The sequence below is a fragment of the Tenacibaculum sp. L6 genome, assembly GCF_028823685.1.
GTDB lineage: Bacteria > Bacteroidota > Bacteroidia > Flavobacteriales > Flavobacteriaceae > Polaribacter.
Genome location: NZ_JAPEHZ010000194.1, coordinates 1 through 510, shown reverse-complemented (window position 1 = coordinate 510; position 510 = coordinate 1). Strand labels below are relative to the sequence as shown.

Sequence of the window (510 nt, the reverse complement as noted above, 5' to 3'; positions counted from 1 at the left end):
CGTTTTTTATTTTCTATATAATTTTCAGAACTATTCTTCTTTAAACAATTGCTCTTTGTAAGCTGCTTTTTGAATTTGTGCTCTTCTAGTAACTGATGGTTTTACATATTGTTTTCTTTCTCTCAACTCTTGTAAAACTTTTACATTTCTAAACTTACGTTTGTAACGTTTTAAGGCTCTATCAATATTTTCACCCTCTTTTACAACTATTCTTAACATATGACATGGTTTTAATTATTAGACATTTTACATCATACAAATTATCTCATAGCCCACATATACAATGCAGTCCATGATTTTATATGATATTATTTTAGATTAAAAATTCTAATGAAAATGCTTTGTAAAGCAACTGAAGACTAAAAAACTGAAGTATAAGACAGAAAAATAGTATAAAGACTTGTCGATTTTCTCCCGAAATAGGAATAGAACATTAATACGCGCCAAAGGTAGGGTTTCTTTATCGGCTCTACAAGAATTCTAGGTTCTAATTCTTTTTGATAAAAAAAA

Annotated in this window: 1 protein-coding gene; it reads right to left on the bottom strand. The window is 27.8% G+C overall.

All coding sequences use genetic code 11. The annotated features are described in order from the left end of the window. Positions 1-30: 30 nt before the first annotated feature. Positions 31-219 (bottom strand): 30S ribosomal protein S21, encoded by a 189-nt coding sequence (gene rpsU / locus OU788_RS12685; protein ID WP_133534602.1) that lies wholly within the window; start codon positions 217-219, stop codon positions 31-33. Positions 220-510 lie beyond the last annotated feature (291 nt).

Excerpts from the sequence above, each read along its gene's own strand:
- rpsU (WP_133534602.1), bottom strand. The coding sequence starts at position 219 with ATGTTAAGAATAGTTGTAAAAGAGGGTGAAAATATTGATAGAGCCTTA.